General features: G+C 72.6%; 24 protein-coding genes, 2 tRNA genes, 1 other RNA gene and 1 pseudogene. 17 read left to right on the forward strand and 11 right to left on the reverse strand.

The window, feature by feature from the left end:
- Positions 1–103 precede the first annotated feature (103 nt).
- On the reverse strand, positions 104–1,312 hold the full coding sequence (locus C1I92_RS11635) for a family 16 glycosylhydrolase (RefSeq protein WP_111254831.1): 1,209 nt from the start codon (positions 1,310–1,312) through the stop codon (positions 104–106).
- Positions 1,313–1,391: 79 nt separating this feature from the next.
- A complete protein-coding gene (locus C1I92_RS11640; protein WP_111254832.1) occupies positions 1,392–1,574 on the reverse strand; it encodes a tail-anchor membrane protein in 183 nt (60 codons plus the stop codon).
- 152 nt (positions 1,575–1,726) lie between these two features.
- Between C1I92_RS11640 and C1I92_RS11645 the strand changes: the two genes are divergently transcribed.
- From C1I92_RS11645 to C1I92_RS11655, 3 genes are read left to right on the forward strand one after another with little or no spacing between them, the layout of a single operon-like run.
- Positions 1,727–2,851, forward strand: a complete 1,125-nt coding sequence (locus C1I92_RS11645) for an NAD(P) transhydrogenase subunit alpha (RefSeq protein ID WP_111254833.1) — start codon at positions 1,727–1,729, stop codon at positions 2,849–2,851.
- Positions 2,848–3,192, forward strand: coding sequence for an NAD(P) transhydrogenase subunit alpha part 2 (locus C1I92_RS11650; protein ID WP_111254834.1), 345 nt, complete (start codon positions 2,848–2,850; stop codon positions 3,190–3,192). Before C1I92_RS11645 ends, C1I92_RS11650 begins: the two co-directional genes overlap by 4 nt.
- Positions 3,189–4,679 carry an NAD(P)(+) transhydrogenase (Re/Si-specific) subunit beta gene (locus C1I92_RS11655; RefSeq protein WP_111254835.1) on the forward strand — a complete coding sequence of 497 codons (1,491 nt, stop codon included), beginning with the start codon at positions 3,189–3,191 and terminating at the stop codon, positions 4,677–4,679. The genes C1I92_RS11650 and C1I92_RS11655 overlap by 4 nt, the downstream gene beginning before the upstream one ends.
- A 555-nt stretch (positions 4,680–5,234) precedes the next feature.
- Here the strand turns inward: C1I92_RS11655 and upp are convergent.
- Positions 5,235–5,876 (reverse strand): uracil phosphoribosyltransferase, encoded by a 642-nt coding sequence (gene upp / locus C1I92_RS11660; protein WP_111254836.1) that lies wholly within the window; start codon positions 5,874–5,876, stop codon positions 5,235–5,237.
- A 327-nt stretch (positions 5,877–6,203) separates the two neighbouring features.
- On the opposite strand from upp, the gene C1I92_RS11670 reads away from it, so the two are divergent.
- Positions 6,204–6,677 (forward strand): tRNA adenosine deaminase-associated protein, encoded by a 474-nt coding sequence (locus tag C1I92_RS11670; protein WP_199521155.1) that lies wholly within the window; start codon positions 6,204–6,206, stop codon positions 6,675–6,677.
- On the opposite strand, the gene C1I92_RS11675 is transcribed toward C1I92_RS11670, so the two are convergent.
- The gene (locus C1I92_RS11675; RefSeq protein ID WP_111254838.1) at positions 6,674–7,945 is read right to left on the reverse strand and encodes a Glu/Leu/Phe/Val family dehydrogenase; all 1,272 of its coding nucleotides are present in this window, start codon (positions 7,943–7,945) and stop codon (positions 6,674–6,676) included. The two genes, C1I92_RS11670 and C1I92_RS11675, sit on opposite strands and share 4 nt — an antisense overlap.
- A gap of 131 nt (positions 7,946–8,076) precedes the next feature.
- Here C1I92_RS11675 and C1I92_RS11680 point away from each other — a divergent pair, with 131 nt between their 5' ends.
- From C1I92_RS11680 to C1I92_RS11695, 4 genes are all read left to right on the forward strand, one after another.
- Entirely contained in the window at positions 8,077–8,547 is a 471-nt protein-coding gene (locus C1I92_RS11680) for a nucleoside deaminase (RefSeq protein ID WP_233506927.1), read from the forward strand.
- Positions 8,548–8,578: 31 nt separating this feature from the next.
- On the forward strand, positions 8,579–10,039 hold the full coding sequence (locus C1I92_RS11685; protein WP_111254840.1) for an ATP-binding protein: 1,461 nt from the start codon (positions 8,579–8,581) through the stop codon (positions 10,037–10,039).
- Between the two features lie 55 nt (positions 10,040–10,094).
- Positions 10,095–10,184 (forward strand) — tRNA-Ser (locus C1I92_RS11690).
- A gap of 134 nt (positions 10,185–10,318) precedes the next feature.
- Positions 10,319–11,830: a potassium/proton antiporter gene (locus C1I92_RS11695; RefSeq protein ID WP_111254841.1), complete on the forward strand. Its 1,512-nt coding sequence runs from the start codon at positions 10,319–10,321 to the stop codon at positions 11,828–11,830.
- Between the two features lie 22 nt (positions 11,831–11,852).
- On the opposite strand, the gene C1I92_RS11700 is transcribed toward C1I92_RS11695, so the two are convergent.
- Both C1I92_RS11700 and C1I92_RS11705 read right to left on the reverse strand, forming a co-directional pair.
- Positions 11,853–12,137, reverse strand: coding sequence for a putative quinol monooxygenase (locus C1I92_RS11700; RefSeq protein WP_111254842.1), 285 nt, complete (start codon positions 12,135–12,137; stop codon positions 11,853–11,855).
- Between the two features lie 12 nt (positions 12,138–12,149).
- The gene (locus C1I92_RS11705) at positions 12,150–12,926 is read right to left on the reverse strand and encodes a nuclear transport factor 2 family protein (protein ID WP_111254843.1); all 777 of its coding nucleotides are present in this window, start codon (positions 12,924–12,926) and stop codon (positions 12,150–12,152) included.
- Positions 12,927–13,005: 79 nt separating this feature from the next.
- Here C1I92_RS11705 and C1I92_RS11710 point away from each other — a divergent pair, with 79 nt between their 5' ends.
- Complete coding sequence (locus C1I92_RS11710) at positions 13,006–13,593, forward strand: TetR/AcrR family transcriptional regulator (protein WP_111254844.1); 588 nt, start codon at positions 13,006–13,008, stop codon at positions 13,591–13,593.
- 144 nt (positions 13,594–13,737) lie between these two features.
- Here the strand turns inward: C1I92_RS11710 and C1I92_RS11715 are convergent, their stop codons facing one another.
- The 4 genes from C1I92_RS11715 to C1I92_RS11730 form a co-directional block, all read right to left on the reverse strand.
- On the reverse strand, positions 13,738–14,298 hold the full coding sequence (locus C1I92_RS11715) for a LytR C-terminal domain-containing protein (protein ID WP_111254845.1): 561 nt from the start codon (positions 14,296–14,298) through the stop codon (positions 13,738–13,740).
- Between the two features lie 77 nt (positions 14,299–14,375).
- Entirely contained in the window at positions 14,376–14,717 is a 342-nt protein-coding gene (locus tag C1I92_RS11720; protein ID WP_111254846.1) for a type II toxin-antitoxin system VapB family antitoxin, read from the reverse strand.
- A gap of 71 nt (positions 14,718–14,788) precedes the next feature.
- On the reverse strand, positions 14,789–16,030 hold the full coding sequence (locus C1I92_RS11725; RefSeq protein WP_111254847.1) for an RNA polymerase sigma factor: 1,242 nt from the start codon (positions 16,028–16,030) through the stop codon (positions 14,789–14,791).
- A complete protein-coding gene (locus C1I92_RS11730; RefSeq protein WP_111254900.1) occupies positions 16,027–16,371 on the reverse strand; it encodes a YciI family protein in 345 nt (114 codons plus the stop codon). Before C1I92_RS11730 ends, C1I92_RS11725 begins: the two co-directional genes overlap by 4 nt.
- Positions 16,372–16,436: 65 nt before the next feature.
- Here C1I92_RS11730 and C1I92_RS11735 point away from each other — a divergent pair, with 65 nt between their 5' ends.
- The 3 genes and pseudogenes from C1I92_RS11735 to C1I92_RS11745 all read left to right on the forward strand — a co-directional run bounded on the left by C1I92_RS11735 (position 16,437) and on the right by C1I92_RS11745 (position 18,829).
- Positions 16,437–17,216: an alpha/beta fold hydrolase gene (locus tag C1I92_RS11735; protein ID WP_111254848.1), complete on the forward strand. Its 780-nt coding sequence runs from the start codon at positions 16,437–16,439 to the stop codon at positions 17,214–17,216.
- A 71-nt stretch (positions 17,217–17,287) separates the two neighbouring features.
- Positions 17,288–17,851: pseudogene (locus C1I92_RS35580) on the forward strand (dihydrofolate reductase family protein); the annotation flags it as partial.
- Positions 17,852–17,971: 120 nt separating this feature from the next.
- Positions 17,972–18,829: a glycerophosphodiester phosphodiesterase gene (locus C1I92_RS11745; RefSeq protein WP_111254901.1), complete on the forward strand. Its 858-nt coding sequence runs from the start codon at positions 17,972–17,974 to the stop codon at positions 18,827–18,829.
- Positions 18,830–18,894: 65 nt separating this feature from the next.
- On the opposite strand, the gene C1I92_RS11750 is transcribed toward C1I92_RS11745, so the two are convergent.
- A tRNA-Ser gene (locus tag C1I92_RS11750) sits at positions 18,895–18,982 on the reverse strand.
- A gap of 84 nt (positions 18,983–19,066) precedes the next feature.
- Between C1I92_RS11750 and ffs the strand changes: the two genes are divergently transcribed.
- From ffs to C1I92_RS11775, 5 genes are all read left to right on the forward strand, one after another.
- Positions 19,067–19,163: signal recognition particle sRNA small type (gene ffs / locus C1I92_RS11755), an RNA gene on the forward strand.
- Between the two features lie 45 nt (positions 19,164–19,208).
- Positions 19,209–21,839, forward strand: a complete 2,631-nt coding sequence (locus C1I92_RS11760; RefSeq protein WP_111254849.1) for a DNA polymerase III subunit gamma and tau — start codon at positions 19,209–19,211, stop codon at positions 21,837–21,839.
- A 132-nt stretch (positions 21,840–21,971) separates the two neighbouring features.
- Positions 21,972–22,424, forward strand: coding sequence for a YbaB/EbfC family nucleoid-associated protein (locus C1I92_RS11765; protein ID WP_111254850.1), 453 nt, complete (start codon positions 21,972–21,974; stop codon positions 22,422–22,424).
- A gap of 12 nt (positions 22,425–22,436) precedes the next feature.
- The gene (gene recR, locus C1I92_RS11770; RefSeq protein WP_111254851.1) at positions 22,437–23,036 is read left to right on the forward strand and encodes a recombination mediator RecR; all 600 of its coding nucleotides are present in this window, start codon (positions 22,437–22,439) and stop codon (positions 23,034–23,036) included.
- Positions 23,029–23,628 (forward strand): DUF5063 domain-containing protein, encoded by a 600-nt coding sequence (locus C1I92_RS11775; RefSeq protein WP_111254852.1) that lies wholly within the window; start codon positions 23,029–23,031, stop codon positions 23,626–23,628. Before recR ends, C1I92_RS11775 begins: the two co-directional genes overlap by 8 nt.
- The last annotated feature ends 54 nt before the right edge of the window (positions 23,629–23,682 follow it).

Genomic DNA, 23,682 nt, shown 5'->3' on the forward strand with positions numbered 1-23,682 from the left:
GGGCAGAACGATCACGGGCGGCCTCCTGGACGGGCGGTCGGGGTGACGAGCTGGAGAGGTGTGGGCCGGGCCGGCGTGGCGCGTGGCGGGCACGCGGCCGGGCTCACTGCCGGACGAGCTTGACGGCGTCGGCACGGATGCAGCCGGCGCCGGTCCGTTCGACGCGGACGGTGTACGGGCGGTCCTCGACCAGGCTCAGCGCGCCACCGACCGGGACCCACGCGTTGCCGGCGGCGCCGAAGTCGACGGGCGCCGAGGCGAGCGTCGTGCCGCCGTCGGACACCGTCACCGGCGCGCCGGTCTGCCCGCCGTCGCCGCCGACCCGGTAGAAGTACGCGCGGTAGCTGCCGGTGGCCGGCGGCCGGACTGTCCAGTGCGCCGACGTGCCCGGGTCGCAGCTGTACCGGCTGGTCAACCGGGCGAACGCGGGCAGCCCGGAGCTGCCCCAGCCGGTGCCGGACTCGGCGTATCCGCCGGTGGGCGAGTCGTTGTCGCCGTAGGCGTCGCGCTCGTAGAAGCGGAAGTAGTCCCACTGCACCTGGCCCGGCAGCGCGCTGTCGTCGACGCCGGGACTGCCGTTGCGGCCGACGGCGATGGTCGTCAGCCAGACGTTGAGGAAGTTGTGGACGTACGTGCCCGGCGCGTAGTCGGCGTACCAGGTCCGCTGGCCGTCGACGTAGAACTGCACCCGATCCTCGGTCCACTCGAAGCCGTAGACGTGCCAGCCGGCCGAGCTGTCGAAGCCCAGTCGCAGGAGGTCGCTGCTGAGGTAGCCGCCGTGGTTCCAGGCGATGACGTTGTGCATGACCTGGTCTGGGATGTGCGAGTCGATCTCGAAGCCGTCGATCTCGGTGAACGCGCCCGTGGCCCCGACCTCGGCCGACCAGAACGCCGAGTGCCAGCCGCTACCCACGTTGGTCCGGACCCGCGTCTCGTAGTAGCCGTAGCGCGGCCTGGCCTTGCTGATCAGCCCGCCGCCGGTGTAGTCCGTGGTCGCGCTGGTCGGAAGGCACTGCGGTCCGGAGGTGCCCTTGGGGCACAGGTGGACGGTCATCACGCCGCCGCCGACGCTGACGTTCTCGGGCCGCTGCGTGCTCCAGCCGTCATGGGGCTTGGTGGTGCGGTACGACCAGCGGGTCGTGTCGACTGACGTGGTGTCGAACTCGTCGGCCCAGCTCAGGGTGTAGCCGGCTGGTGCCGCGAGGACGTCCGCCGCCGGGAGCCGTTCCGCGTCGGCCGCCGTTGACGGCCCGCCGCCGACCAGCGGCAGCGTTCCGGCCGTGACCAGGGTGATGAGCACACGAACCCGCATGATGACCTCCTCGTCACCGAGGAGACTACGACCATGCGGGTCCGATGTCTACAATGTGAATGCGGCATCTACGCCGCTGCTACTGCCCGATCTGCCGGTTCCGGCGGTTGCGCAGCTTGCGCCGCTGGGACGGGTCGAGCATGAGGTAGCCGGCGACCGGGATGCCGATCACGACGACCAGGAAGAGCCACCAGGGCAGCAGCCAGAGCGCGAGGATCACCGCGGCCGCTCCTCCGATGAGCCAAGTGGTGTTCTTGCTCATGGCGTGTCCTTTCTAGGAACGTTGCTCTTCCATTCTCCCCGGTGAACGGCGTTTCGTCTCCATCCCGGGGAGGGCGCGTCCCCTACGGGACCGACCAACCCGTGGCGAGCCCCTGTCGATCACCCCGGCCGTACGGGTAACGTCTGCGGGCGATGAAGGTCGTCGTCGCTGCCGAGACCCGTGACCATGAACGCCGGGTGGCGCTCGTCCCTGACCTCGTCGGGCGGCTGACCAGCGCCGGCCTGGAGGTCGCCGTCGAGTCCGGCGCCGGGCTGGGCGCCCTGCACACCGACGCCGCCTACGAGGCCGCGGGCGCGTCCGTCGCCGGCGGCGACGCGCTGGGCAGCGCCGACGTCGTCGTGTCGGTGCAGCCGCTGCCGCCTGATCGCCTCGCCGGGCTGCGCTCCGGCGCCGTCACCGTCTCCTTCCTGCCCGCGACGCAGGAGCTCGACGTCGTGCGGGCCGCCCGCGACGCCGGTGTGACGGCGTTCTCGCTCGAGCTGGTGCCGCGCATCTCGCGGGCGCAGTCGATGGACGCGCTGACGTCGCAGGCGCTGGTCGCCGGCTACCGCGCGGTGCTCGTCGCCGCGGAGAAGCTGCCGCGGTTCTTCCCGCTCTCGATGACCGCCGCCGGGACGATCCCGCCGGCCGAGGTGCTCGTGCTCGGCGCCGGTGTGGCCGGGCTGCAGGCGATCGCGACGGCGCGCCGGCTCGGCGCCCGCGTCCAGGCCTACGACGTCCGCGCGGCGTCGGCCGACGAGGTGCGCAGCCTCGGCGCGCAGTTCGTCGAGCTGGACCTGCCCAGTCTCGAGGGTGCCGGCGGCTACGCCCGCGAGATGACCGAGGAGCGCGCCCAGCTGCAGCGCGACCTGCTCGCGCCGCACGTGTCCGGGTCCGACGTGCTGATCACGACCGCTGCCGTACCGGGCCGTTCGGCGCCGCTGCTGGTGGAGCGGGCCGCCGTCGAGGCGATGAAGCCGGGCAGCATCGTGGTCGACCTCGCGGCGGAGTCCGGCGGCAACGTCGAGGGGAGCGTCGCGGGTGCTGAGGTGCCGGTCGGTGGCGCGCTGCTGTGGGGCGCGCAGAACGTGCCGAGCCAGCTGCCGGTGCACGCGAGCCGGCTGTTCGCCGCGAACGTCGTCAACCTCGTGCTGCTGATGACGGCCGACGGCAAGGTCACGCCCGACTTCGCCGACGAGATCGTCGACGGCGCCGCCGTCACGCATGACGGCGTCGTGCGGCATGCACCGACCCGCGAGCTCCTGGAGGCCGAGTGACCGAGGGCGTCGCGCTGCTGACGGTGTTCGTGCTGGCGGTGTTCGTGGGGTTCGAGGTCGTGTCGAAGGTCTCGTCCACGCTGCACACGCCGCTGATGTCAGGCGCCAACGCGATCCACGGCGTCATCCTCGTCGGCTCGGTGATCGTGGCCGGGACGGCGGACGAGGCCGGCGTGCTGGTGGTCGCGCTGATCGCGGTCGTGCTGGCGACGCTGAACCTGGTCGGCGGGTTCGTCGTGACCGACCGGATGTTGGAGATGTTCGGCGGGAAACGGCCGCCCGACGCGCCGGCTCAGTCGTCGGCGTCGGCTCAGTTGCCGGCGAAGGAGGGCGGCGAGTGATCCCGGTCTGGGCCCAGGTCTGCTACGTCGTCGCCGCCGTCTGCTTCATCCTCGCTCTCAAGGGGCTCTCGTCGCCGAAGAGCGCGCGCCGCGGCAACCTGATCGGCGCGTTCGGCGCGCTGCTCGCCGTCGTCGTCACGTTCATCGCCTACGACATCGACAACCTCGGCTGGATCCTGGCCGCGGTCGCCGTCGGCGCGATCGGCGGCGCCTGGGGCGCCCGCCGGGTCGCGATGACCGCCATGCCGCAGCTCGTCGCGCTCTTCAACGGGGTCGGCGGCGGCGCGGCGGCACTGGTGGCCCTGCTGGAGCTGTCCGAGCCGGCCCGCGCCGGGCTGGTCAAGCCCGACGGCTTCTTCAACAACGACGCCGGCTGGTTCGCGTACTCGCCGCTGAACGACGAGTCGGGCGGGCACAGCCTCGAGGAGCTGGAGCGGCTCGCGCAGCTGCTCACGACCGGCACGCTCACGGCGACGGCGTTCACGATCCTGATCGGCGCGGTGTCGTTCTCCGGCTCGGTCATCACGTTCCTCAAGCTGCAGGAGCTGATGACCGGGCGCCCGATCACGTTCCCGGGCGGGCCGTTCGTGTTCGGCGGCGTGCTCGTGGCGGCGCTCGGCCTCGGCGTCTGGACGGTCGCCACCGGCAGCGTGACGCTGGCGATCATCCTGGCGATCGTCGGGTTGCTGGCCGGCGTGCTGCTGGTGCTCCCCGTCGGCGGCGCGGACGTGCCGATCGTCATCTCGCTGCTCAACGCGTTCACCGGCCTCGCGGTCGCCGCCGGCGGCTACGTGCTGGAGAACGCGCTGCTGCTGGTCGCCGGCACACTGGTCGGCGCGAGCGGCACGATCCTCACCCGGGCGATGGCCCGCGCCATGGGCCGCTCGGTCTCGTCGATCCTGTTCGGCGCGTTCAAGGGCGGCTCGACGGCCGGTGGCGGCGAGGCGTCGGACCGCCCGGTCCGCTCGGCCGGCCCCGACGACGTGGCGATCATGCTGGCGTATGCGCGCCGCGTCATCGTCGTCCCCGGGTACGGGCTGGCGGTCGCGCAGGCGCAGCACACGATCCGCGAGCTGGTCGACCTGCTGGAGAAGCGCGGCGTCGAGGTCGGCTACGCGATCCACCCGGTGGCCGGCCGGATGCCCGGGCACATGAACGTGCTGCTCGCGGAGGCCAACGTGCCCTACGAACAGCTGCTGGAGATGGACACCGCCAACGGCCAGCTCCGCACCGCCGACGTCGCCCTCGTCGTCGGCGCGAACGACGTGGTCAACCCGGCCGCGCGGACGTCGCCCGGTTCGCCGATCTACGGCATGCCGATCCTCGACGCCGACCACGCCGGCGCGATCGTGTTCCTCAAGCGGTCGATGCGGCCCGGGTTCGCCGGCATCGAGAACGAGCTGCTGTTCGACCCGAAGACGACGCTGCTGTTCGGCGATGCGAAGGCGTCGCTGACGGCGCTCGTGACGGCGCTGAAGTCACTCTGACCCGCTCCGCTTGGAAATGATCACGTCAAGTGGGGTGCGCTCGCTTCCCCAGGCATGCATTCCTAGGGAGACGGGGGCGGGCCTGCTTAACGATCATTTCCTGCTCTTCTGCTGCACGTGGTGGGTGGGAACGGTGTGGGCCTGACGACGGCGAATCCACCCGGCCGTGCGTCGGGACGCTGCGACGGCCCGTGGCCGCACGGCTGTGGGGTCACTGCGGCGACGGTGTGAGATAGCTGTCGTCCCCACGACAGTGATACCGCAGCGTTCTCACAGAAATGGCACATCGTTGCTGCCGGTCGCGCTGTCCCGCGGTGGTGCTCACCGGCCGGTGACAAAGGGCAGGGGTCGGCGTGGGCGTCGGTACCCCCGAGGACGGCCGTTGCCCGCGAAACCGCCGGACACAGGCCTGAGCCAGCCCAAGACCGCCGGTGTGGCGTACGTTCGCCGGTTTCGCGGGCTCGACTGGTCCCCCACGGGTCGCCCCGCCACGAGACAGAACGTAGAGCCCATTCACCCACGGACGCAGCGGACGAGCCTCACTTCAACGTCGGGTCAGTCGACCACGCCGTAGAGCCGGTCGCCCGCGTCGCCGAGGCCGGGCACGATGTAGCCCTTCTCGTTCAGCCGCTCGTCCACCGCCGCTGTCACCACCGTCACGGGCACGCCCAGCTCGCGGGTCTCGTCGTCCAGGTGCTGCACGCCCTCCGGCGCCGCCAGCAGGCACACCGCCGTAATGTCGTCCGCGCCCCGCTCGACCAGGAAGCGCACCGCCGCCGCCAGCGTCCCGCCCGTCGCCAGCATCGGGTCGAGCACGTAGCACTGCCGGCCGGTCAGGTCGTCGGGCAGCCGCGTCGCGTACGTCGTCGCCTGCAGCGTGTCCTCGTCGCGGATCATGCCGAGGAAGCCGACCTCGGCCGTCGGCACCAGCCGGGCCATGCCGTCGAGCATGCCGAGGCCGGCGCGCAGGATCGGCACGATCAGCGGCTTCGGCGAGCTGAGCTTCACGCCCGTTGTCCGCGCGACCGGGGTCTCGATCTCGACGGTGTCGACGCGCGCCTCGCGGGTGGCCTCGTAGGCCAGCAGCGTGACCAGCTCGTCGGCCAGGCGCCGGAACGTGGGCGAGTCGGTGCGGACGTTGCGCAGCACGGTGAGCTTGTGCGCGACGAGCGGATGGTCGACGGCCAGGAGACGCATGCGAGGAACCTATATGAATACGGGCACGCTCTCGACCAGTTGGGTCCGCTGGTGCTAGCGTCCCCGGAGTGTGCAGGGGTTGCGTCTGAAGAACGGAGGCCAGATGCCCGAGGGCGCCATAGCCGAGCCTGTCGGCTCGGGTGCAGACGAACCCACAACCCCAGGCGGCGAGCTCGTCGCCGACGCCGCACGCCTGCGTCAGCGGGCGGTCTTCCTCCGTGAGCTGGCCGAAGCCCGTGCACTGCTGGCCCGCTCCACGCCGTGGCACGGCCGCACGGCCGGACTGCGCCGCCGGCTACGGCAGAGCATGTAGGAACCCCACCGCTGGTGTCCGACGGTGAGGGCGTCGTCGACTTCGTGGTCGTGGCGTACCGCGAGGCGGGCCACTGGCAGGTGGAGTCGGTGTCACGGCAGTTCGGGCACGACCTCGGCCGCATCGTCGAGGTGCTGCGTCAGCGGCCGGGCGACGGTGGCGCGCTGGCCTTCGTCTCCGTCGACGAAGACTTCTTCTACGCGGTGCGCCTGGCCGGCGCCGACGTGCGGCTGCTGCTGTCCGACGTCACCGCGGCCACCGACTGGCCGATGGCCCGCGACGTCGTGGAGCGGCTGAGGCTGCCGCTCCCGGACGACGACGACGCCGTGCAGCCGGCCGGCGACCTCACGATCTTCGCCGACCTGGGCGTCGACCCGATGGCGCTGGCCGCCATCTGCGACGACATCGACTGCTATCCCGACGAGATGCTCATGCGGATCGCCGCCCGGGCCGGCTTCGGACCCCAGCTCGACGACGTCCTGCCCTAGATCCCGCCGCGAAGGGCCAGCGCCTCGGCGACCCGGTCGACGGCGATCGCGTAGGCCGCCTGCCGGTAGCCGCAGTGGTGCTCCTCGCTGAACTCGGCCACCTCGGTGAACGTCCGTTCGATGCGGCCGCGCAGCTCCGTCGCCAGCCGCAGCTCGTCCCACGCGATGCCGGCGACGCCCTGAGCCCACTCCGCGTAGGCGGCGATCGCGGCGCCGCCGCCGGCCAGCAGGTCCGGGATCACCCGCACCCCGCGCGCGGCCAGGACGGCGTCGGCCTCCGGCGTGACGGGGTGCGCCGCGCCCTCGACCACGATCCCCGCGCGGACGCCGTCGACGTTGAACGCCGTCAGCACCTGGCCGGTCGCCGCCGGGATGAGGATGTCGCTGCCGAGCGTGAGCAGCTCGTCCGGCGCGATCCGCTGCGACGGCGCGCCGGAGTCCGCGACGGAGTAGCCGGCGGCGGTGGCGCGCAGCAGCTCGGGGACGTCCAGGCCGCGCTCGTTCAGCACCGCGCCGCCCGCGTCGCCGACGGCGACCACCCGCACGCCGCGGACGTACAGCTCGCGCGCCACCCACGAGCCGACGTGGCCGAACCCCTGGATCGCAACCCGCTGCGCCGCGAGGTCCAGTCCCCACCGCCGCGCCGCCGCCTCCAGCACGTACACCAGCCCGCGCCCGGCCGCCGCCTCGCCGCCCGGAACGCCGCCGAGGCCGACCGGCTTCCCTGCCACCACACCGGGTGCGTGCCCGTGCCGGCTCGCGTAGGCGTCGAGGAACCACGCCATCACCCGTGCGTCGGTGTTCAGGTCGGGCGCGGCGATGTCCAGCCGCGGCCCCATCACGTGGCTGACGGCGAGCGCGTAGCGCCGCGTCAGCGCCTCGAGCTCCGTCGTCGAGTAGTCGGACGGGTCGATCAGCAGGCTGCCCTGGGCGCCGCCGAACGGCAGGCTGTGCAGCGCCGAGCGCCACGTCATCAGTGACGCGAGCGCCCGGGTCTGGTGCAGGTCGGCCCGCGGGTGGAACCGCAGCCCGCCGAGGTACGGCCCGCGGGCGCCGTTGTGCTGCACGCGGTACCCCTGCACGATGGTGAGGCTGCCGTCGTCGCGGCGCAGTGGCAGCTGGACGCCGAGCTCGCGGTCGTGCAGCTTGAGCAACTCGTTGACGCCCGGACGCAGTTCCAGCAGCTCGGCGGCCCGGTCGACGGAACGGTCCACGGCGATGTCGGCGCCGAGGCCGTGGTCGATCATCGAAAGGGAGGTGAGGGTCATGAGATCTCCCGTAAAGCGAACGCTCGTTCTTCTTAGCTTCGCATTGTTGTCCTGATCTCGTCAAAGGATTTCTTCTCGTTCCTGTGGTGACGCTGAGAATCTCCGGGTTCCTCGCCCGTTAGGGTCGGGACATGTCCGTTGGACCGGCTGGGCGGGGCTACGAGCCGCTCATGCGCCTCGCGCTGGCCGAGGCCGGGCTGGCGCCGATGACCGGCGACGTGCCGATCGGCGCCCTCGTCGTCGGGGCCGATGGAGAGGTGCTCGGCCGCGACCACAACCGGCGCGAGGCCGACGCCGACCCGGCGGGGCACGCGGAGGTGCTGGCGCTGCGGTCCGCGGCCGCCGCCCTCGGCTCCTGGCGGCTGGCCGGCTGCACGTTGATCGTGACGATGGAACCCTGCTCGATGTGCGCCGGCGCCCTCGTCCTCGCCCGCGTCGACCGCCTCGTCTACGGCGCCGCCGATCCCAAGGCCGGCGCCGTCGGCTCGCTCTGGGACCTCGTCCGCGACCGCCGGCTCAACCATCGCCCCGAGGTCATCGCCGGCGTCCTCGCCGACGAGTGCGGCGCCCTCGTCCGCGGCTTCTTCGCCGAGCAGCGCTGAGCCTTAACATTCATTTATGTATGATACTTAGATGAATGTTGACGCCGGAGGGTTCTACGGCCGGCGGGCACTGCTGGCCCGGCTGGAGCGCGAGCTTGCCCAGGTCGCCGCGACGGGGCGGGGCCGCATGCTCGCGGTGCGCGGCCGGCGACAGGTCGGCAAGTCGCGCCTGCTGACGCACTTCGTCGAGACCTGCGGGCGGCCGTACCTCTACACGACGGCCGTCAAGAACGCCTCGCCGGGCGCGCAGCTCGCCGCCCTGACCCGCGACGTCCTGGCATCGACGACGCCGCTCCCGGAGGTGCCCGTGCTGTTCGCCTCGCCGCCCGGGTCGTGGGACGAGTTCTTCGGCCGCCTGCGGCTCACCTTGCAGGGCTCGCCGGCAGTTGTCGTCATCGACGAGTTTCCCTGGGCCGCGCAGGCCGACCCGACGCTGGAGGGAACTCTGCAGAACGCCTGGGATCGCACGCTGGAAGGCCTGCCGGTCCTGCTCGTGGTCGTGGGGTCCGACATCGCCATGATGGAGCGACTGACCGAGCACGACCGGCCGCTGTTCGGCCGCGCCGGCATCGTCGTCGTCCAGCCGTTCGACCCGTACGAGTGTGCGGAGCTGCTCGGCGCGGATCGCACTGCGGTCGAAGCGTTCGACGCGCACCTCGTCACCGGCGGCTACCCGCGACTGCTCGGCCGCCTCGCCGCGTCCCCCTCGGCGGAGGACTTCGTCCTCGAGCAGTTGCGGGACGAGACCTCGGACCTCGCCGTGCAGGCGCAGCTCAGCCTCGACGCCGAGTTCCCGCCCGACTCGCAGGCCCGCCGGATCCTCGCCGCCATCGGCACCGCCGAGGTCGGGCCGGTCACGTTCTCGCGGGTCACACAGACCATCGACGGCGACACCGCGACCGTGCAGACCGCGGTCACCCGCGGCCTGAAGATCCTCGCCGGCGTCGGTGGGGTGATCGCGGTCGACGTGCCGGCCGGTGCGGCGCCGAACAGCCGGCTGCGGCGCTACCGCGTCGCCGACCCGTACCTGCGCTTCTGGTTCCGGTTCGTCGCGCCGCAGCTGGCCAACATCGCCCGCGGACGCGGGGACCTCGCGATCGACGCCTTCCGTCGCGGCTGGCCGTCGTGGCGGGGCAAGGCGATCGAACCGGTCGTGCGGGCCGCCGTGCTGCGACTGGCGTCCGACCTCGACCGGCTGGACGACGCCGACGCCGTCGGCGGGTGGTGGAACCGCGACCACTCGACGGAGGTCGATCTCGTCGCGACGCACGGCCCGCGGGTCCGGGCGGTCGGGTCGGTCAAGTGGCGGACGACCACCCCGTTCGACGCCGACGACGCCGCTGTCCTGCGCGGGGTTCGCCAGGTCGTCCCGGGCGCCGATGACGCCGCGCTCGTCGCCGTGTGCCCGGCCGGCGTCACCGACGAGGCCGGTGTGGACCTCGTCCTTCGCGCCGACGACCTCCTGGCCGCCTGGGGCGTCCGCGCGTCATGATCGCGAGGCCTGCTCGATTTCCGTCAGCGCCCGCGCCTCCGGTACCCTCGACGGCGGTAGCGTGTCCGAGCGGCCTAAGGAGCACGCCTCGAAAGCGTGTGTGGGGGCAACTCCACCGTGGGTTCAAATCCCACCGCTACCGCCAGTGTGCAGAGCCCGCCCCGGCAGTCCGGGGCGGGCTCTGTCGCTCTCACTTGTCGCGCGACCACGGCTGCCCGCGCTCTACGCTCTAGACCTGCCGCGATGCGGCTCGCCGACAGGGGACGGGGGTGCGGCGACATGACCGTCGACTCGCTCAACGTCGCCCTGCTCGCGGGCGCCGCCGTGCTCATCGTCGCCGTCGTCGCGGTACGGGTCAGCTTGAGGCTGGGCCTGCCGAGCCTCGTGCTGTATCTGCTGATCGGGGTCGCGCTCGGCGAGTCCGGCATCGGCATCCAGTTCTCCGACCCCGAGCTGGCGCGGTCGTTCGCCTACGCCGCGCTCATCGTGATCCTGGCCGAGGGCGGCCTGACGACGCAGTGGGACGAGGTGCGGCCGGTGTTCGGCATCGGCCTGTCGCTGGCGACCGTCGGCGTGGTCGTGAGCACGGCGGTCGTGGCGGTCGTCGCGCACTACGCGCTCGGCCTGCACTGGCTGCCGGCGATCCTGCTCGGTGCGATCTTCGCGCCGACCGACGCGGCGGCGGTGTTCTCGACGCTGCGGCGGCTGCCGCTGAAACGACGGCTGTCCGGCGCGCTGGAGGCGGAGTCCGGCCTGAACGACGCGCCGGCGATCGTGCTGGTGACGATCCTCAGCGTCAGTCACGGCAGCGGCGACGGGTTCGTGCTGATCGGGCTGACGGTCGTGTACGAGCTGATCGGCGGCGCGGTGCTGGGCTACGTGGTGGGGCGGGTGGGTGCGGCCATCCTGCGGCGCACCGCGTTGCCGGCGTCGGGGCTGTACCCGCTGGTGGTGCTGACGCTGACGGTGCTGGCCTACGGCGTCGCGGCCTACGCGCACATGAGCGGGTTCGCGGCGGTGTACATCGCGGCGCTCGTGCTGGGCAACTCGCACCTGCCGCACCGCGCGGCGACCCGGTCGTTCGTCGAGGGGCTGGCCTGGCTGGCGCAGATCGGGCTGTTCGTGATGCTGGGGCTGCTGGCGTCGCCGTCGGACATGCCCGGCGCGTTCGTCGCCGCCGTGGTCGCGGGGGCCGTGCTGACGTTCGTCGCCCGGCCGATCTCGGTGTGGGCCGCCACGGCGCCGTTCCTGATGTCCGTCCGCGAGAAGGTGTTCCTGTCGTGGGCGGGGCTGCGCGGGGCGGTGCCGGTCGTGTTCGCGACGATCCCGCTGGCCGAGGGCGTCGACCGGGCGGACTGGCTGTTCGCCGTCGTCTTCATCGTCAGCATCCTCTACACGCTGATCCAGGCGCCGACGCTGCCGTGGCTGGCCGGACGGCTCGGCATGGTGCCGGCGTTCGCGACCCGCGACGCCGACGTCGAGTCCGCACCGCTGGAGCGCCTGGACGCCGACCTCATCCACGTCCGCGTGCCGCCCGGCTCGAAGCTGCACGGCGTCGAGGTCAACGAGCTACGGGTCCCGCCGGGTGTCGGGATCGCGCTGATCGTCCGCGGCGACACGTCGATGGTTCCCGGCCCGCGCACGAAGCTGCAGCAGGGCGACGAGATCCTCATCGTCGCGCCGCGGGCGCTGCGGCGGGCGACGGAGTCCCGCCTGCGCGCCGTCGGCCGACGGGGCCGGCTGGCCGGTTGGTTCGGCGAGCGGGGGCAAGCCGAACCCGACGACGACTAGGACAAGCCGGCGGTCGGCCGGGTCAGAACAGCGGCCCGCCGTCGGTCGCGTCGTAACGCTTGATCTCCACATGCTTCGGCGTGCCGACCTTCGGGCCCCTGGCCCGCCGGCGCCATGCGTTCAGCGCGTCGGCGTCGCGCCATATCTCGATGAGGTTGACGCGTTCGGGATCGACGGAGTCGGCGGTCATCGCCATGTGGATGCATCCGTCGGAGGCGCGGGCGCGTGTGACGAGACCACGGAAGGCCGCGACGACGGCATCGCGCTGGTCGGCGTCGACGAGTTCGTGGCCGGCGATGATGATCATGGCTGCTGCTCCTCACGCCTTCACGTAGCCGCGTGCCTCGACGATCCGACCGCCGCGGATGCGAAGGAGGTTCACGCCGCGGACCCGGTCCTGCTCGCCGTCGCCCCATCGCAGCCCCCACGGCTGCACGGCGAGATCCCCGTGGACGTCGGCCGGTTCCGGCGTGAACGTCAATGCTGGGTCGCCGGCGAGCTCGGACCACCGCGCCAGGCACGCCGCGCCACCGACCCGGTTCACCCCGTCCGGAGCCGGGCCGGAGTCCTCGATGACGCAGTCGTCGGCGATCAGATCGGTGAGCAGCCCGGGCTCGTGCAGCCGGAAGGCCTCGTTGTACCGGTCGAGGACCTCGCGGGTGGTCCGCACGCCCGCCGCGCCGCCGGCGGCCGCGCCGTCCACACCGCCTGGGCCGCCGGTCTCGGCGGCCAGCGGGACGTCGCCGGTTTTGCTGTACGCGAGCGCCTCGACGATCAGCCCGTCGCGGACCCGCACGAGCGTCACGCCACGGACCGAGTCGCCAGGGCCGTCGCCGAAGTGGTACCGCCAGCGGATCGTCGCTCGCTCGCCGTCGATGCTCACGTCCTCGGGCTCGAACAGCGTGCCGCGGTCGGATGCCAGCGCCCGCCAGAACGCCAGGCACTCGTCCCGCCCTTCGGTGCGAGTGCCGTCCGGGGCCGGCTGGATGGCCTCCATCACGCAGTCCGCCCCGATCAGGCCGGTGAGCGCCTCGGGGTCGTGGTCGGCGAAGGCGCGGTTGAATCGGTCGATCGTGTCTGCCGTGGTGCGAGTCATCGGAACTCCTCCTAGATAGACCGTTCGGTCTATCGACCATATAGACCGGTCGATCTACTCGTCAAGTAGACTGGCGCACGTGACCACACGAGCCGTGCCGGGACCGCGGGAACGCCTGCTGGAAGCGGCCAAGGAACTGACCTACGCCCAGGGCGTCGGCGTGGGTGTCGACGCGCTGTTGAAGTCGGCGAATGTGGCCCGGCGGTCGCTCTACGAGCACTTCGGCGGCAAGGACGGGTTGATCGCCGAGGTGCTCCGGCTGACCGCCGCCGAGGACGAGGCCGCGTACGAGCAGACCATGCGGGCGGCCGGCGACGATCCGCGCGAACGCCTTCTGGCCGTCTTCGACTGGCTCGGCGAGGTCGTCGCGGCGCCCGACTTCCGCGGCTGCCGGTACCTCGGCGCTGAGCTCGCCCTCGCCGACCCGGACCATCCGGCGCACGCCGTCATCCGCGGGTATCGCGAGCACTTGCACGAGCTGTTCGAGCGGGAGTTGCGCGCGCTCGGCCACCCGCAACCGGCTGGCGCGGCCGACCAGCTCGTGCTCCTCATCGACGGCGTCCTCGCCGTCGGCGCCATCCGGCCCGACTCGCGCCCGGCCGCGGCGGCCCGCCGGCTCGCCGAACACACCGTCGGCGACCGCCGCCTCAGCACCGGCGGCTCGTGACGACGGCAGGATCGTCGCCACCCACGCGGCTCCAGGCCCTCGCGATACGAACCGCACCCGCAGGCCGGCGGCCCTGAGTCCGGCGTCCACAAGGGTGACGTGCCCTGGGCACATCGCCCGCACGACCGGCCGGGAGCTAGCCCGTCACTGCGCGACCGGCGTGCACGGCTCCAGGCCGGCCGCCGGAGTGGGCGGCGGCGCGGCCGGGTCGGCCAGGGCCTCGAACGCCTCGCCGAGCACGAGGTCGATGGTGGCCTCGGTCCGCTCGTCCGGCACGTACACCGCGCCGGGAACCATCGTCGCGACGAGCTCGGCGGCGGCCTGATCGTCGGGACGCGATCGCACCTCGGCCGTCCCCGCGATGGTCCGGTCCAGCGGGTCGTTGTCGACGTCGACGACGGTGAAGCCGCGCCCGCGGACCTCGCGGGCGATCGCCGACGCCAGCCCGTTGCGGTCGGTGGAGTTGTAGACGTTCACCAGCACGTCGGCCGGAGCCGGCGCGGCCGTCGGCACCCCCAGGGCGCACGGCTCGCCGCTCGACGCCGCCGAGGTCTCGCCCTCGTCGACGACGTTCGACCAGCTGTACCAGGCGGCGCCGATGACCACGCCGATCAGGATCAGCAGCGTCGCCGAGGTGCGGATGCGCCGCCAACGATGCCGCCGGGCAGCCTCCTCCTCGGTCAGCTGCTCATCCTCGAAGGCCATGGGTGCTCCGGGGTCGGCGGCGGCGGTGCCGCTGGGTCGGGGAATGGTGATCTACCAAGCCTAACTGTTTCCGCAGGTCATGCCTCGGTGTCGGCGTCCGTTGCCGGTGCCGGTTCGGGCGTCTTGTCCTGCAGGAGGAGAACGCGGGCGTGGATCACCGGACGCTGCTGCAGCGCCGCTCGCAGAGCACGGTGTAGCCCGTCCTCGAGGTACAGCTCGCCGCGCCACTCGACCACGTGGGCGAAGAGGTCGCCGTAGAACGTGGAGTCGTCGGCCAGCAGGGTCTCGAGGTTCAGCGTGCGCTTCGTGGTGACCAGCTCGTCCAGGCGGATCTGGCGCGGGGGGAGCTCGGACCACGCCCGCAGTCCCGTGTCGTGCTCGGGGTAGGGCCGGCCATCTCCGACGCGCTTGAAAATCACCTAGCGCAGTCTAAACTGCGCCCGTCGATTCGCCAGGCATATGCCGCGACCGGGCGGAACTCAGCCCGCGATCACCGGTCGTCCAGCTCGGCCAGGCGGCGGGCGAGGTAGCGACGCTCGCCCGCGTTCGCGGCGACGGCGAGGGCCGCGCGGTACTGCGTCGCGGCGTCGTCGGCCCGGCCGGCGCGGCGCAGCAGGTCCGCTCTCGTCGCCGGCAACAGCGGGTAGCCGGCCAGTTCTGGTGCGACGGCGTCGACCTGCGCGAGCCCGGCGGCCGGGCCGTCCGCCATCGCGACGGCGACCGCCCGGTTCAGCCGCACCACCGGCGTCGGCGTGTACTCCAGCAGCTGGTCGTAGAGGCGGACGATCCGCGGCCAGTCGGTGTCCTCCGGCCGGGCGGCGACCGCGTGGCAGGCCGCGATCAGGGCCTGCAGTTGGTACGGGCCGGGCCGCTCGCGGTCCAGGGCGCGCCGCAGCAGATCGACGGCGGCGTCGATCTCTGCGCGGTCCCAGCGGCCGCGGTCCTGCTCCTCCAGCGGGACGAGCGCGCCGTCGGCGCCGACCCGGGTCGCGGCGCGGGCGTCGTGCAGCCGGAGCAGGGCGAGCAGGCCGAGCGCCTCGGGCTCGTCCGGCAGCAGCTCGGCGACCAGCCCGGCCAGCCGGAGCGCCTCACGGGTCAGCTCCGGCCGCATCAGGCCGTCGCCGCTCGTGGCGCCGTAGCCCTCGTTGAACAGCAGGTACACGACGCCGAGGACGGCGCCGGTGCGGGCCGGCAGCTGGTCCGGCGGCGGGACGCGGTACGGGATGCCGGCGACGCGGATCTTCCGCTTCGCCCGGACCAGCCGCTTGGCCATCGTCGCCTCGGGCACCAGGAACGCCCGCGCGATCTCCGCCGTCGTCAGGCCGGTGAGCGTGCGCAGCGCCAGCGCGACCTGCGCCTCCTTGGCCAGCGCCGGATGACAGCACGTGTAGAGCAGGCGGAGCCGGTCGTCGTCAGGTCCGTCCGGTGGCTCGGTGCCGAGGGCCGCCGGCTCGTCCGCCGTCGCCGCGAGCAGCCGCAGCTTCACCGCGCCGGCCTTCGCTCGTCGTAGCCGGTCCAGCGCCCGCCGGCGTGCCGTCGTGGTGAGCCAGGCGCCGGGCCGGTCCGGGACGCCGTCGCGGGGCCAGGTCTCCAGCGCCGCGGCGAACGCGTCGGCGGCGCACTCCTCGGCGAGGTCCCAGTCCCCGGTGCGGGCGATCAGCGTCGCGACGATCCGGCCCCACTCGTCCCGGAACGCGGCCGCGACCGCCGCCTCGACGTCGGCGTCGTTCATCGGACCGGGCGGATCTCGACCTGGCCGAACCGTGCGGCCGGGTGACCGGCGGCGATCTCGACCGCCTCGTCCAGGCCGGCGCACTCGATCAGCGCGAACCCGCCGACCTGGTCCTTCGTCTCCATGAACGGCCCGTCGGTGCGCAGCACCTCGCCGTCGCGCACCCGCACCGTCGTCGCCGTCGAGCTCGGATGCAGGCCCTCGTGCGCCCGCAGCACGCCCCGTCGCTCGAGGTCGGCGAACCACTCGTGGAACCGGTGCAGGCCCTCGTCGCTGACGATCTCGGGCGCGAGGTCCTCGTCGGCGCTGATCAGCAACAGGTAGCGGGTCGGCTGGCTCATGGTGTCCATCGTGCGCCCTCCCGTTCGTCGTGGGGTCGAACCGTCCCGACTTCGAGGAGTGACCCATGCCTGCCACCACGTCCGCCGACGGCACGACGATCGCCTACGACCTCGCCGGCTCCGGCTCGCCGATCGTCTTCGTCTCCGGCGCGTTCAACGACCGGCACACGCTGGCCCCCGTGGCCGCCGAGCTGGCGTCGTCGCACACCGTCGTCTGCTATGACCGCCGCGGCCGCGGCGACAGCTCCGACACGCCGCCCTACACCGTCGACCGAGAGGTCGAGGACCTGGCCGCCGTGCTGGAGGTCGTGGGCGGCTCGGCGGCCGTGTTCGGCTTCTCGTCGGGGGCGAATCTGGGCCTGCTCGCCGCGTCGCGCGGTGTCGCCGTCACCGCCCTCGTGCTCTACGAGGCGCCGTTCGCGCTCTCGCCGGAGGACCGCCGTCCCGCCGACCTGCCGGAGCGGCTGGCGGTGCTGATCGCGGCCGGCGATCGGGCCGGCGCCGTGACGACGTTCCAGCTCGAGGGGATCGGGCTGCCGCCGGAGATGGTCGCCGGGATCCGGCGGTCGCCGTTCTTCCCGCAACTGGAGGCGATCGCCCCGACCGTCGTCTACGACGCCACCCTCACCGCGCCGCCGTACGACCGCCCGACCCCCGAGATGCGTGCGGTCGGCGTGCCGATCCTGGTCCTGACCGGCAAGGAGACCTGGCCCGTGCTGCGGCGGACGGCCGAGGCGCTCCCGTCCCTGCTCGCCGACGCCCGGTACGAGACCGTCCCCGGCGGCGAGAACCACACCATCTCGCCGGAGGCGACAGCCGCCGTCGTGCGGGAGTTCCTCGCCTAGCTGTGATGTCCAGGCAGGTTGTACGGGTCGGATGCTCGGCAGAACCCTCACTCGCGAAGGAGGCCAGAGCGATGACGACGCGCACGGGCCAGGTCATCTGCAACATCACGATGACGGCCGACGGGTAAACGGCCGGGCTCAACCAGACCGAGGAACGTCCCTTCGGCGGCGACGGCTGGGGCGACCAGCTGCACGCCTGGTTCACCGACAGGGCCGAGAACCAGGCCGAGATCGAGCAGATGACGGCCGCCAGCGCCTTCATCATGGGGCGCAACATGTTCGGCCCGGTGCGTGGTGAGTGGGACCGGCACTGGAACGGCTGGTGGGGCGACGATCCGCCGTACCAAGCGCCGATCTTCGTGCTTACCCACCACGCGCGCGAACCGCAGCCGATGGAGGGCGGCACCACGTACCACTTCGTCACCGACGGAATCGAGTCGGCATTGGCACAGGCCCGTGCGGCGGCCCGCGACGGCGATGTCGCGATCACGGGCGGTGCGACGACCATCAACCAGTACCTCGCCGGTCTGGTCGACGAGCTGCGGCTGCACATCGTGCCGATGTCGCTGAAGCTCGAGCAGGTGAAATCGCGGGCGGCGAGCTCAGTGACGCACGTGGCCTATCGCATGGCGGTCCTGAGCGGGTGTGTCACAGCAGGTTCGACCAGGGGTCACCCCACGTTCCCGTTGATGGGCCAGGGTCGAGCGTGGTTTCGGGCGATCTGTCCGAGATATCACCGACGGAGAGGAGACATCATGTCTCGCACTGCTCGCGTCTTCGGTGCGGCCCTGGTTGCACTGGTGCCGGTGCTCGCCGCGGCCGGACCGGCCACGGCCGGCGGAGCCGAACCCGAAGTGGAGGTCATCGCCCACCGCGGTTCGTCGGGCGCGGCGCCGGAGAACACGATCGCGGCCATCCGCCTGGCGCTCGCGCACAAGTCGGACGTCGTGGAGAACGACATCCAGCGCACGCGCGACGGTGAGCTGGTGATCATGCACGACCTGACGTTGGCCCGCACGACCGACGTCGAGGAGGTCTTCCCCGACCGCGCGCCCTGGAACGTTCGCGACTTCACCCTCGCCGAGATCAAGCAGCTCGACGCGGGCTCGTGGTTCGCTCCGGAGTTCGCGGGCGAGCGCGTGCCGACGCTGGCCGAGTGGGTCAACGCGGTCGGCGACCGCGCCGGGATGCTGCTGGAGCCGAAGTCGCCGGAGCTCTACCCCGGCATCGAGGCCGACCTCGACGAGGAGCTGCGCTCGCTGCCGGCGTTCAACCGCGCCCTCCGCGCCGACCGCGTCGTCCTGCAGTCCTTCAACCACGTTTGGCTGCGCGTCTACAAGGACCTCGCCCCCGATGTCCCGGTCGGCCTGCTCTACGGCGTCAAGCCCACCGAGGCCGACATCGCGGCGGCGGCGACCTGGGCGCAGCAGGTCAACCCGGCCCTCGGCGTGATCGATCAGGCCACGGTCGAGCAGGTCCACGCCGCCGGCATGGAGATCAACGTCTGGACCGTCAACGGCGGTCAGGACATGCGCCGGGCCATCAACTGGCAGGTCGACGGCATCATCACGAACTACCCGCAGGTGCTCCGCGACATCCTGCGCCGCGGCTGAGCTCGGCCGTGCCGGGCGTTGCGCACGTCGCAGCGCCCGGCGCCGCGGGCCTTCCCTCATGGGGTTGGCGGAGGATAGGGGATTCGAACCCCTGAGGGATTGCTCCCAACACGCTTTCCAAGCGTGCGCCCTAGGCCACTAGGCGAATCCTCCGCCGGAGAGGTTATCGGACGAGGGCGCTCCGCCTGAAATCGGAGTACGGATGTGGTCCCTCGCCTGAGACCACGTACACTGGCAGCCGACCCCTCGCGTGGCGGCACCCCGCCTAACTCCCCCAGGGCCGGAAGGCAGCAAGGGTAAGTGGGCTCTACCGGGTGCGCGAGGGGTCCTTCTGCGTCCGGATGGGATTCTGTCGGTCCGGGCGACTAGGGTTCGCAAGGTGTCGTCGCTCGCTCTGTATCGCACCTATCGGCCAGGCCGGTTCGCTGACGTGGTGGGGCAGGAGCATGTCACCGTCCCGCTGATGCGAGCGCTGGCCAACGACCGCGTCCACCACGCGTACCTGTTCTCCGGGCCGCGCGGCTGCGGCAAGACGTCGTCGGCGAGAATTCTGGCGCGGTCGCTGAACTGCGAGAAGGGCCCGACGGACGAGCCGTGCGGGCAGTGTCAGTCGTGCCTGGACCTGGCGCCGAACGGGCCGGGCAACATCGACGTCGTCGAGCTGGACGCGGCGACGCACGGTCTGGTCGACGACGCGCGGGACCTGCGCGAGAAGGCGCACTTCGCGCCGGTGTCGTCGCGGTTCAAGATCTACATCATCGACGAGGCGCACCAGCTGGGGCCGGGCGCGGCGAACGCGCTGCTCAAGCTGATCGAGGAGCCGCCGGCGCACCTCAAGTTCATCTTCGCGACCACGGCGCCGGACAAGATCATCGACACCATCCGGTCGCGCACGCACCACTATCCGTTCCGCCTCATCCCGACGAAGACGCTGCAGCAGAACCTCGGCTGGATCTGCGAGCAGGAGGGCGTGCCGATCGAGCCGGCCGCGCTGGCGCTGGTCGCCCGCGCCGGCGCCGGGTCGGCCCGGGACGCGCAGTCGATCCTCGGCCAGCTGATCGCCGGGGCCGGCGACGACGGGGTGACGTACGACCTGGCGGTGGCGCTGCTGGGGTTCACCGACGCCGCGATGCTCGACCAGGTGGTCGAGGCGATCTCCGCCGTCGACGGCCGCTCCGTCTATGCCGCCGTCGACCAGGTGATGGACGCCGGCCACGACCCGCGCCGCTTCCTCACCGACCTGCTGGAGCGGTTCCGCGACCTCATCGTCCTGCGCGCCGCGCCCGACGCCGTCGCCGAGGGGCTGCTGGACCTGCCGCCTGAGCAGGCCGAGCGGATGGCCATCCAGGCATCGCAGTTCGGCCCGGCCGACCTCGTGCGGCTCGCCGCCGTCGTCGACGAGGGCATCACCGCCATGAAGGGCGCCACGCCGACGCGGCTGCAACTGGAGCTGGTCTGCGCCCGGCTGCTACTGCCCGGCGCAGAGGACACGGTCGCCGGGGTGCAGGCCCGCCTCGACCGGGTCGAGCGACGGCTGACCGGCGGCGAGCCGCTTCCGGCGGCCGGTGCGCCGGTTGCCGCCGCGGACCCCGGCCCAGCCGCACAGGCGACGCCGATCCCTGACGTGCCGCCAGGTATGTCCAGGCGACAGGCGGCGTTCGCGCGGGTCAGCCCGGCGGCCGAGCCCCCGGCGACGGGACCGGCCGCGCCCGCGGCCCAGTCGACGGCCGAGCCGGCGCCGACGACCGGAGCGGCCAGCCCAGGCGACTCGCAGCCCACGCGACCGGACGCGGTCCCGCCGGCGGCCGAGAGCGCTGCGACGTTCGGAGCCGGCGCCACTTCGCCAACGACACAGCCGACGCGGCCCGACGCCGGCCCGCCGACGGCGGAGTCCGTATCGGCCGGTGGGGCCGACGCTCCACGGGGCACACAACCGACACGGCCCGACGCGGTCCTGCCGACGGCAGGCCCGGAGCCGACGCCCTCAGCCGGGTCTGCGCCGAAGACTCAGGCCGGGTCAGGCCCGGCCGATCCGTCGCCGGAGCCGTCGTCGCCCGCGACGCCGGCGGACGCTCCCGGCACTGATGAGCCATCGTTCGCCACCGGCCCCGAGCCCTCCGACCCGTGGCCGTCCGATCCCGAGCCGTTCGCCGAGCCGCCGGCGGCCGCGCCCGAACCGGCCGCCGCCGCTGCCGCGACCGAGCCGCCGGGCGAGCCGGCTCCGTCGGCACCGCCACCGGGCGCGCCGTCGCCGGCTCAGCCGACGCGGGCGCCGGCGCAACCGACCGGCCCGCAGCCCGCCACGCCGCAGCCGATCGCGGCGGCCGGCGCCTCCGGCGGGGTCGCCGACCTGCGGCGCATGTGGCCCGAGGTCCTCGTCCGACTCCGGGAGATCAAGCGCACCCCGTGGAGCCTGATCTCGCAGGAGTCGGTCGTCTCCGACGTCGCCGACGGCGTGCTGACCCTCGCCTTCCGGCAGCCGACGCTGCGCGACACGTTCGCCCGGCGCGCCGACTTCCAGGAGTGTCTGCAGCAGGCGATCAAGGACGTGCTGCTGCTCGACCTGCGGATCGAGGCCATCGTCGACCCGTCCGCCGACCCGGCGGCGCAGAACCGCGGCCCGGCCGGGTCGTCGTCGCAGCAGCAGCAACCGGCCCAGCGACAGCAGGCGCCGCAGCCCCCGCCCGGCGGAGCCCAGAGCGGCGATCCAGGCTCGACCGCCGGCCCGGGCGCGCCCGGCGCCGACCAGGCCCCGCCGAGCGAGCCACAGCCGAGCCGTGCGGCCGCCGCCCGGGAGGCCGCCCGCCGGGTGCAGCAGAACACCGCCGCTGAGGCCGCCAGGGCCACGGCGGCCGCCGCCGGTGCCGGCGCCGCGGCGAGCCACCGGGCGACCGACGACGACGCCGACCCGGACGACGACGCCGACCTGGCCGACGACGGTGTGTCCGAGCGCGAGCTGCTGGAGCGGACCCTCGGCGCCACCGTCATCGCGGAGATCGAGCACGAGTGATCGCATCGTCAACGCACCTGGTCAGATCGGGCCGGGTCGGTGACGTAGGCTCGCTGTGACCAAGTGCCATGACAAGACACCCGCGTGGGTGAGGAGGCAGCCGTGTTTCCGCCTGGTTCCGAAGGCTTCGACATGAGCCAGCTGCTGCAACAGGCCCAGCGCATGCAGGAGCAGCTCCTCTCCGCCCAGCAGGACCTCAGCGAGGCCGAGGCGACCGGCAGCGCCGGCGGCGGCCTGGTCCGGGCCACCGTCACCGGCGCCGGCGAGCTCACCGACCTGCAGCTGGACCCGTCCGTCGTCGACCCCGAGGACGTCGAGACGCTGGCCGACCTCATCATCGCGGCGGTCCGCGACGCGCACGCGGAGATCCAGCGCCGCGCCAACGAGCAGCTGGACTCGATCAACGACGACGTCGCCGGCCTGCTCGGCGGCGCCGGCGCAGCGGGCAACCCCCTGGCCGGCCTGTTCGGCGGCGGCGGCACACCCGGCAGCGCGCCCGGCGGCGGCGCGCCCGGTGGTGGCCCCCAGGGCAACACCATCCGCGGTGAGATCGAGGGCGACGACCGCCTCGGCCAGGGCAGCTGAGCCGAGGCCGTCGTGTACGAAGGCGTCGTCCAGGACCTGATCGACGAGCTGGGACGGTTACCCGGCGTCGGGCCGAAGAGCGCCCAGCGCATCGCGTTCCACCTGCTCGCCGCCGACGCCGACGACGTGCGCCGGCTGGTCGCCGCGCTCACCGAGGTCAAGGAGAAGGTCCGGTTCTGCACGACCTGCGGCAACGTCGCGCAGCAGGAGCAGTGCCGCATCTGCCTCGACCCGCGTCGGGACCCGTCGATCCTCTGCGTCGTCGAGGAGCCGAAGGACGTCGTCGCGATCGAGCGGACCCGCGAGTTCCGCGGCCGTTATCACGTGCTCGGCGGTGCGATCAGCCCGATCGAAGGTGTCGGTCCGGACGATCTTCGGGTACGTGAGCTGATGACCAGACTGGCCGACGACACCGTGCAGGAGATCATCCTGGCCACCGACCCGAACCTCGAGGGCGAGGCGACGGCGACGTATCTGGCCCGGATGATCAAGCCGATGGGGTTGCGCGTGACGCGGCTGGCCAGTGGACTGCCTGTGGGCGGTGATCTCGAGTACGCCGACGAGGTCACCTTGGGCCGCGCATTCGAGGGACGGAGACTGCTGGATGTCTAGCGCTGCACGAACTGCCGACGACCGGGCCACCGAGTACGGCGACTTCGCCGCGGAGATCGCCGACCAGATCGAGAGCTTCCTGCTGGCCGTCCGCGAGATCGCCCGCGGCGCCGACCCCGGCAGCACGTTGTCGCTGCTCTTGCTCGAGGTCAGCCAGCTGTGCCTGGCCGGCGGCCGGCTCGGCGCGATCAGCGACGTCGTGCCGGACGAGCGGTTCGAGCCCGACGCCGGCCCGGACGCCGACGTCGACGAGCTCCGGCTGCGCATCGCCGCCCTGCTCGAGCCCGTCGACGGGTACGTCGAGGTCGTCGACCCGGTCGACCCGGAGCGCGGCGCCACCGGGTTCCGGCTCTCCGACGACCTCGCCAGCATCGCCCAGGACCTGCTGCACGGACTGACCCACTACAAGGACGGCCGGGTCATCGAGGCGCTGTGGTGGTGGCAGTTCTCCTACCTGTCGTCCTGGGGGTCGACAGCCGGTTCGGCGCTGCGCGCGCTGCACTCGCTGATCGCGCACACGCGGCTCGATCACCACGACGAGCAGATCGAGGTCACGCAGGAGGAGCTGCTTCCCGCCCAGGCCGAACTCTGAACACCTTGTCCCGCGATCCGGACGTCTCGGGGCACAGCCAGCACGTCGCCTAGA

Source organism: Jiangella anatolica, from assembly GCF_003236295.1.
Taxonomy (GTDB): domain Bacteria; phylum Actinomycetota; class Actinomycetes; order Jiangellales; family Jiangellaceae; genus Jiangella; species Jiangella anatolica.